Annotated in this window: 8 protein-coding genes; all 8 read left to right on the top strand. The window is 39.1% G+C overall.

Annotation, left to right across the window (positions count from 1 at the left end; translation table 11 throughout):
- The first annotated feature begins 321 nt into the window (after positions 1–321).
- From MSI_RS12475 to MSI_RS12440, 8 genes are read left to right on the top strand one after another with little or no spacing between them, the layout of a single operon-like run.
- Positions 322–546, top strand: a complete 225-nt coding sequence (locus MSI_RS12475) for a hypothetical protein (RefSeq protein WP_009107659.1) — start codon at positions 322–324, stop codon at positions 544–546.
- A complete protein-coding gene (locus MSI_RS12470; protein WP_009107657.1) occupies positions 543–1,898 on the top strand; it encodes an MATE family efflux transporter in 1,356 nt (451 codons plus the stop codon). Before MSI_RS12475 ends, MSI_RS12470 begins: the two co-directional genes overlap by 4 nt.
- 43 nt (positions 1,899–1,941) lie before the next feature.
- Positions 1,942–2,967, top strand: coding sequence for a glycoside hydrolase family 5 protein (locus MSI_RS12465; RefSeq protein ID WP_009107654.1), 1,026 nt, complete (start codon positions 1,942–1,944; stop codon positions 2,965–2,967).
- A 49-nt stretch (positions 2,968–3,016) separates the two neighbouring features.
- Complete coding sequence (locus MSI_RS12460) at positions 3,017–3,943, top strand: ribonuclease Z (RefSeq protein WP_039924932.1); 927 nt, start codon at positions 3,017–3,019, stop codon at positions 3,941–3,943.
- 19 nt (positions 3,944–3,962) lie between these two features.
- Complete coding sequence (locus tag MSI_RS12455; RefSeq protein WP_009107649.1) at positions 3,963–4,673, top strand: ABC transporter ATP-binding protein; 711 nt, start codon at positions 3,963–3,965, stop codon at positions 4,671–4,673.
- A complete protein-coding gene (locus MSI_RS12450) occupies positions 4,657–6,192 on the top strand; it encodes a GldG family protein (RefSeq protein ID WP_009107646.1) in 1,536 nt (511 codons plus the stop codon). The genes MSI_RS12455 and MSI_RS12450 overlap by 17 nt, the downstream gene beginning before the upstream one ends.
- Positions 6,171–6,761, top strand: a complete 591-nt coding sequence (locus MSI_RS12445; protein WP_009107644.1) for a hypothetical protein — start codon at positions 6,171–6,173, stop codon at positions 6,759–6,761. The genes MSI_RS12450 and MSI_RS12445 overlap by 22 nt, the downstream gene beginning before the upstream one ends.
- Positions 6,762–6,770: 9 nt before the next feature.
- Positions 6,771–7,685, top strand: a complete 915-nt coding sequence (locus MSI_RS12440) for a DUF4340 domain-containing protein (protein ID WP_009107642.1) — start codon at positions 6,771–6,773, stop codon at positions 7,683–7,685.
- Positions 7,686–7,723: the final 38 nt, after the last annotated feature.

Here is a 7,723-nt window from a genome sequence, read left to right as displayed (position 1 = left end):
AATCTGCCCCGAAAAAATCAGTCAGGACGCGCTCTGTATTTTTAGCGTTGGAAGGCAGATTTGTATAATGGTAAGTCGGACCATCGAAATTATTTGAATTTGTACTGTAAATTGTAATATTCATAGGATAATCTTTCTAAAAAAAATGACGTGAGCGGAGAGCGGCCGCAAAGTCATTTGAGAGCTGGAAGTGCGAAGCACTTTAAATAATTTCCTATCAGCTCTCACCCATGACTTTGCGGACGCGCGCAGTGGAAGTCATTTTTTTTTGGTAGACTTCATTCTACTTGAATTTACAAATATTTACAGTATAGTAATTGCATGACAAAAGAAGATTTTCTTTTCAAAATCGAAACAAAAACCGAATGGAGCTTTAATTATAAAGGCAAGGAATATAACCTGACATACGGAGTAGACAATTCCGGCCGCGATTACATACTTTTGGGACGCACCTTTGAAGGCGAAAAATACTATTCTGTAAAGGAGCTTTTTAATAAAGCGCGAATTGAAAATCACTTCTTCAGGGAGATGCTGGAAGATTTATGAAAAATCAGCTGGACATGACCAAAGGTCCGATTTTTAAAGAACTGATTATTTTCTCTGTGCCCCTGATTCTGTCGGGCGTTCTTCAGCTTTTATTTAACGCCGCCGACGTAATTGTAGTAGGTCGTTTTGCAGGCGATAACTCCCTGGCTGCTGTAGGTTCAACATCATCCTTTATCAACCTTATGCTGAACCTTTTTATCGGTCTTTCAATCGGTTCCAGCGTTGTTTCTGCCAACTATTTCGGCGCCGGAAAAATCCGGGAACTCAGGAACACCGTTCATACTTCCATGCTGCTTTCCATTTACAGCGGAATTGGCCTTACAATTCTTGGCGTGATTTTTGCCCGCCCGATTTTACATCTTATGCAGGCGCCGGAAGAAGTTCTTGTGCTTGCGGTGCTTTACCTCCGCATTTATTTTGCCGGAATAAGTGCCACGGTGATTTTTAACTTTGGAAGCGCGCTTTTACGTGCCAAGGGCGATACAAAACGTCCTCTTTACATTCTGATGGTGGCAGGCGTAATCAACGTAATCTTAAACCTTATTTTTGTAATTTTCTTTAGTATGGATGTTGCGGGAGTTGCCCTTGCCACAGTGATTTCTCAAATCTTTGCCGCAGCCTTTGTAGTGATTCTTTTAATGAAGGAAGAAGACGGTTTTAAACTTGAACTGAAAAAGCTTAAAATCCATAAATACATTCTGATTCACATTATCAAAATTGGAGTTCCTGCGGGCTTTCAGGGAATGATGTTCTCTATCTCCAATATGGTAATTCAGTCTTCTGTGAACTCCTTTGGCCCGGTTGTAATCGCAGGAAGCTCTGCCGGAATCAATATAGAAGGCTTTGTTTACCTTGCAATGAACGGGTTTTCACAGGGGGCGCTGACCTTTGTTTCTCAGAATATGGGAGCGGGGCAGAAAGACAGAATCAAAAAGCTTATGTTTATTTCCCTTCTGACAGTTCTTGTGGTAGGAGAAGGACTTGGCTTTCTTGTTGTTATTTTTGCCCGCCAGATTCTTGGAATCTACTCTAAAAATCCTCTTGTAATTGCGGCCGGTATCCGCCGTCTTACAATAATCTGTTCTACTTACGCCCTCTGCGGCATCATGGACACAATGAGTAACATTATCCGCGGAATTGGCCACAGCCTTCTTCCAATGGTTGTCTGCATTGTGGGTGTATGCGTATTCCGTATTGTCTGGCTTTCAACTTTGTTTCAGACACCAGCCTTCCACACAGAATTCATTATCTTTGTTTCTTATCCTATCTCCTGGACAGTAACTTTTATTGCCCACTGCATCTGTTTTGCAAAGGTATTCAAGAAAGTATCTTTTGTTACTTCTAATAACTAATTTTTCTTTGCTTTCCTAATAATACCGCTGTAAAATTGAATTTATGAAAAAAATTTTTACGAAAACATCACTAATTTTACTGGCATTAACTGCCTCTTTATCACTTTTATCCTGCGGTGGTACAGGAAGAAAAATTTACAATGATTCCAAAACTCCTGTTGAACGCTATGGAAACTTGAGTGTAGTGGGTACAAATCTCTGCGACCAGACTGGAAAACCTGTTCAGCTTTGCGGAATGAGCTCTCACGGACTTCACTGGCATGGAAAATATGCAAATAAAGACGTAATCAAATGGCTTAGAGATGACTGGAATGCAGATTTATGGCGCGCTGCAATGTATGTAAGTGGAAGCGGCGGTTATGCACAGAATCCTGCAATGGCAAACAAAGTAATTGAATCAATTGATGCGGCAATTGAAACCGGAATGTATGTTATTGTTGACTGGCATGTTCTCCCCGAATGTGATCCTCTTTTGTATGTAAAACAGTCAGAAGCTTTCTTTGAACGCATTGCTTCAACTTATGCAGACTGTCCTAACATCATTTACGAAATCTGTAACGAACCAAACGGCGAAAAGGTTACCTGGGAAGGAAACATCAAGCCTTACGCAGAACGCATTATTCCTATCATCAGAAAATACTGCAAGAACGTAATTGTCGTAGGAACTCCGGTATGGTCAAGCGACCTTACAAGTGCTGCAGCAAGCCCAATCGAAGGCTATGATAATATTATGTACACCCTTCATTTTTACGCAGGAAGTCACGGAAAAGACAGCCGTGCAGTTGCTGAAGCTGCCCTTAAAAAAGGTCTTCCAATTTTCGTAACAGAATGGGGAACGACACAGGCTTCCGGCGACGGTGGAGTATTTGAAAAAGAAACTCTTGAATGGATGCGCTTCCTTGCTAAAAATAAAATAAGCTGGGCAAACTGGTCTGTAAACAATAAGGGAGAAGATTCAGGTGCCCTTAAATACAATAAAGACCGCGAAGCAAAAGGCGGCTGGAAAGAAAGCGACCTTCAGCCTTCGGGAATTCTTGTAAGAAAGATTATGCGCGGCGAAGTAAAATAATTTTCGCTGCTACTATAATTTCCGCTTAAAATCCGTTAAAATGGCTTCCATGAATATGGAAGCCTTTATTTTAGGTTGCGGTGGAATGATGCCGCTTCCTTACCGTCATCTGACTTCTGTTTTGCTGAGGCGTGACGGTGATTTGTTTTTATTCGACGGTGGTGAAGGTACTCAGGTTTCCCTAAAACGTCTGAATCTTAAGTGGAAAAAAATCAATGCAATTTTTGTTTCTCATACCCATGCTGACCACGTAACAGGACTCCCGGGAATCCTTATGCTTTCAGCCCAGGTTGACCGCACAGAACCTTTGTACATTTACGGCCCTCCAAAAATCAAGGAATACATTGAAACAAGCCGCCGTGTACTTGATATGTACATTAACTATCCGATTGTTGTAAAAGAAATTACAGCCCCTTGCGTTGTTCACGGGGGAGAAGATTTTTATATCCGTGCCTTTCCGCTGGACCACACAAAAACCTGCGTAGGCTACACTCTGGAAGAACTTGACCGCCCTGGCGAATTTAATCCTGATACAGCACGCTCTCTTGGAGTTCCCTGCGGACCTCTTTGGGGAAAACTTCAGAAAGGCGATGAAGTGCAGGCTGAAGACGGCTCAATTGTAAAACCTGAGCAGGTTATGGGTAAGCCCCGCAGCGGCCGTAAGTTCTCTTTTGTAACAGATACACTCTATAAGCCATCTATTGCTGATGAAGTTCGCGGCAGTGACCTCCTGGTCTGCGAAGGTATGTTTGAGCACGCGCTTTTGGATCAGGCAAAAGAAAAAAAGCATATGACAGCCGTTCAGGCAGCAACAATTGCCCGCGACGCAAACGTCCGCCGTATGTGCATGATTCACTACAGCCCGCGCTACACAGACAAAGAGCTTTCCATTTTGCTGGAAGAAGCCCAGGAAGTATGGCCTCAGGCAGAACTTTCGCGCGACCGTATGCACATTGAAATTCCTTATGTAGACTGATGCCTGCAGAGGAGCCTCTATGATTCAGGTATGCGATTTTTCTAAAGCTTATAAATCCTCTTTCAAAATCAGCGGAATTAATTTTTCTGTTGACTCTGGAAAAATCACAGCCCTGGTAGGCGCAAACGGAAGTGGAAAATCTACAATAATAAAAGCAATCTGCGGTTTTCATTATGCAGATGGCGGTGAAATTCTTTTAAGCGGGGAAGGTGAAAACTCATTTTCCTGCAGCAGTACAGATGAAAAAGCCATGGAACTTACAGGCTATGTACCCGAAGTTTCTAATCTTCCCCAGGAACTCTTTGTTTCTGATTTTCTGAAATACGCTGCAAAAACTCACGGAATTTACGGTCAAGCTATGGAAGCGGCTGTACAAAAGGTAATTGAAAGCTGCCATCTAAAAGACGTTCTTACAAAAAAAATTAAAACTCTTTCTAAAGGCTATAAGCAGAGGGTAAGCCTTGCCCAGGCACTGATCTATAATCCTGCAAACCTTGTTTTAGATGAACCTGTTACAGGCTTAGACCCTGTTCAGATTGCAGATTTAAGAAAGTTATTAAGAAATCTGTCAGCCACAAAATCAATTTTAATTTCTACCCACATACTTTCAGAAGTCAAAGAGCTTTGCGAAAAGGTTATTGTTATAAAAGAAGGAAGACAAATTGCTTTCGGCAGAGAAGAAGAAATTCTTTCCAGTAAGGGAGTAAAATCACTTGAAGAACTTATATAAATCGCAGCTTAAATATTATTTTACTCTCAAAACCCTTCTTTCAGGTCTTTTATTTACATTTTTCATTTATGCGGATTTTTTTATCCGAAAAAATTTCTTTTCTGGAAATCCACTTCCCCTGATATATTTATTCAACAGCGTTCCCTATATCAGCATAATAGTTATTCCGGCTCTCTGTGCAAAATCGCCAGTTGCTTCCTATGATGATTTTATTCCGCTGGCCCTATGGAAAAAACTTTTTGTCCGCTTTTTATGCCTTCTTACAGTCTTTTCACTTTTTCTTTTATTTCTGCTTCCAGCGCTTATTATTTTCCGCCTCTTTTACTCATTTGAAGCTGCCCTCGTAATTTTGAGTTTTATATTTTTGATTTTATATGCAGCCTGCGTAATTTCACTTTGCCTGTTAATTTTTCAGCTCTGCCAGAATCAGATTATAAGTTTTTTATTATCTGCAGTAGTCCTTGCCATAATAAACAGTGCCCATAATTTTTCTGTATACATTTCAAGTTCTAATGTTTTTGCCGGTCTTTTTAAGACTTTAAGTTTTGCCTGGCATTTTGATGCCGCAGGAAAGGCAATCTTTGATTCAAGGGATTTTCTTTTCTTTATAAGCTTTACCCTTATTTTTCTTATCCTGACATCTATCATTTCTGAAAAGCAAAAGGGAAGAAGATGGTCTAAAACCCAAAGTCTCAGGTTAAAATCCTTTATTTTTATTCTTTTTATGATTTTTTTGAACAGTCAGCGTTACTATTTCCGCCTTGATTTTTCAAAAGATAAACTTTTTTCAACTTCAAAATATACAAAAGCCCTCTTAAAAAATGTAAACCAGCCGCTTTTGATAAGCTATTACCGGTCAGGCACCTTAAGCCGTCTTTATCCTCAGGTGCGTGATATATCTGATTTTCTAGATTCCTATACGGCAAAAAATAAAAATATCAGCTATATTGTAAAAAATCCTGATAAAAATGCCTCAATAAAAGAAATTTTAAACAATTATGGAATACAAAGCCAGCAGATAAAAACGTCATCGGGTACGTCAACTGAATTTACAGAAGTCTATTCAGCTATAATTCTTGAATTTCAGGGTAAGTTCGAAGCCATTCCTTTTGTAATCGGTACAGAAATGCTTGAATATGATCTGGATGTAAGATTAAAAAGTCTTCTTACAGATAAAAAGCTTTCAGTTAACGTAATTCTTGGAAACGGCATGAATTACTCAGAAGATTATTCCTATCTTGCACCTATTTTTAATTCAGAAGGAATTTTATGTAATCCTATTTTTCCACAAACTGCTGATTTTGCCTCAAGGCTTGAAGAGGCAGAAGGAAGTCTTTTAGTAATCGGCGACAGCAAAATCGGAATTGATGATGCTATTGCAATTGAAAATTATATTTTAAGCGGTAAGGGGAATGCAATTTTTATGCTCAGTCCTTATTCCTGTGATATTGCAGGAGACTGGCGCCTTTTCCAGAACGAAAAACAAACCTTGTTGAAATGCTGGAAAACTGGGGACTAAGATTTTCAGAAAGCATTGCCACCGATATTTCCTGTGCAAGAATTACAATGGTTAGTTCAAATAATAATCCTGCGGAAAATCCCTACACGCAAGTTTTGAACTACCCCATGTGGATTAAAGTTTTAAGCCAGGAAAATGCAGCACAGGGGGCAACTCTTTACTGGCCGACACCGCTGGAAATTACAGATACAAAACTTTCTTCAGCATATCTTATTTCCTCCCCAGAAGCAGGAGAAATTAAGATTAAAAGAAATACTTACACAGAGGAAGGAAGCCTGATAGATACAAATCCCTTTACCATCACGAGAATGAATGAAGGGCAGGAAAAAGGCACAAAAATCCTTGCTGCCCTTATCAAGGGAAAAATCACAGGGCTTTATAATCTATCTTCGAGGGAAGATGCAAAAATCCTTGTTCTTCCTGACCAGTACTTTTTAAATACCCCTATGAATAACTATTCTGCAGAGCAAAAGGGAAATGATTTTGCAAACTTTGATTTTACAGTAAATCAGATTTTAAGGCTTTCAGGAGAAGAAGAGCTTGCAGATCTTCAGGAGCACAAGAAATAGCAGGTTTATATGAAAATAAAAAACTCAGCACTTTTTGGCATTTCAATTTTTCTTGTAATTCTTTACCTTCTTTCCTTTACAAAAATCTTTAGTCCGGAAAAAAGAAAAGTTCAGAAAACCGCTCTTTTAAATCCCAAATATAAGGAAGCAGTAACTTCAATCAAGCTTTCTCAAAAAGACCAAGAGTCACTCCTCTTGGAAAAAGCTGGTGATTTATGGACTGTCAGAAGGGAAAACAGTGACTTTTCAGCCCCAGCAGATTCAAAACGTATTAAGGATTTTATTTCATTATTATCAAACATTATTAATGTGTATAAAATATCAGACAAACAGAATGATTATTCCTCTTTTTCTTTTGATTTTTCGCTTAGAATCTCATATGAAAATACTTTTTCTGACATTTTCTTTGGCAAGCATGATTTTTCACAAACCCTGCGCTATTTTATGACAGGAAAATCTGCCGCTGTCTACCAGGCAGGAAGCCAGTTTGACAACTTTCTTACTGTCAGTAAGACCTTCTGGACAGAACCATACCTAATTTCAAGACAATTAACTTCTTCTGATATTCAGCGAATAACAATAAGTGATTTAGAGTCACAGAGCAGGCAAATTCTGACACCACAAAACAAAAGCTTTAAAAACTACCTTTCTGAACTTCTGGAACTTCGCCATGCAGGAATTTTCTCAGAAGAGGATAGTTTTCAGGGGCAGACAAATACAGAAATTACAAAAAATCCGGTATTAAAACTGGAACTTGAAACTGGTAACAAAGATCAGATAACAATTAGTGCCTACAGAATATCAGACGAAAACCTGAGGCTTTCGGTTAATTACAAAAAAGCAAATTACACTTGTGATTTAAAAATAAGTAACTGGACTTTCTTAAAGCTCAAGCAAAAAGAGACTGAATTAAATTATATATAAAATGAGCTGCAAGGCCACATACAATAAAGCCTGTTTTT

This window comes from Treponema sp. JC4 (assembly GCF_000260795.1).
Lineage (GTDB): Bacteria > Spirochaetota > Spirochaetia > Treponematales > Treponemataceae > Treponema_D.
The sequence above is the reverse complement of the archived record's forward strand: the minus strand, read 5'-3'. Positions and strand labels throughout refer to the sequence as shown.

Excerpts from the sequence above, each read along its gene's own strand:
- MSI_RS12475 (WP_009107659.1), top strand. The coding sequence starts at position 322 with ATGACAAAAGAAGATTTTCTTTTCAAAATCGAAACAAAAACCGAATGG.
- MSI_RS12470 (WP_009107657.1), top strand. The coding sequence starts at position 543 with ATGAAAAATCAGCTGGACATGACCAAAGGTCCGATTTTTAAAGAACTG.
- MSI_RS12465 (WP_009107654.1), top strand. The coding sequence starts at position 1,942 with ATGAAAAAAATTTTTACGAAAACATCACTAATTTTACTGGCATTAACT.
- MSI_RS12460 (WP_039924932.1), top strand. The coding sequence starts at position 3,017 with ATGAATATGGAAGCCTTTATTTTAGGTTGCGGTGGAATGATGCCGCTT.
- MSI_RS12455 (WP_009107649.1), top strand. The coding sequence starts at position 3,963 with ATGATTCAGGTATGCGATTTTTCTAAAGCTTATAAATCCTCTTTCAAA.
- MSI_RS12445 (WP_009107644.1), top strand. The coding sequence starts at position 6,171 with ATGCTGGAAAACTGGGGACTAAGATTTTCAGAAAGCATTGCCACCGAT.
- MSI_RS12440 (WP_009107642.1), top strand. The coding sequence starts at position 6,771 with ATGAAAATAAAAAACTCAGCACTTTTTGGCATTTCAATTTTTCTTGTA.